Source organism: Spirulina sp. CCY15215 (assembly GCF_016888125.1).
In the GTDB taxonomy this organism is placed as follows: Bacteria; Cyanobacteriota; Cyanobacteriia; order Cyanobacteriales; family Spirulinaceae; genus CCY15215.
On record NZ_JACSWA010000410.1, the window covers coordinates 1 to 343 of the forward strand.

The 343-nt window shown below is 39.4% G+C and carries 1 pseudogene; it reads right to left on the reverse strand.

The annotated features are described in order from the left end of the window. Positions 1-343, reverse strand: a pseudogene (locus tag JUI58_RS11680) (putative porin); the annotation flags it as partial.

A 343-nucleotide genomic window follows, 5' to 3' on the forward strand; every position in this document is an offset into this window, starting at 1 on the left:
ATAATTGCTGCAAGTTTTTCATCTATTTCTCCAAAGCGAACCCGGATAATAGTTTCAATTAGACGGCGATTTGCTTCCTTTTCAACTTCTTGGCGAATTTCTTGGCGAACTTCTTGGCGAATTTCTTGGCGAATTTCTTGACGAACTTCTGCCATTGCTTCTTCATACATTTGAGTCAAAGTCATAATCAAATCCTCATCATCACGATCTAAATCTTGTTCTTTATTTTGGCGTTTTGCGAGCAAGGCAATTAGCTCTTTCACTAATTCTATAACACTTTTTCGCAGATAGTTTCCCCTTGGCAGAGCTTCGAGTTCTTTGACCGCTTGCTTTTGGACAGTTC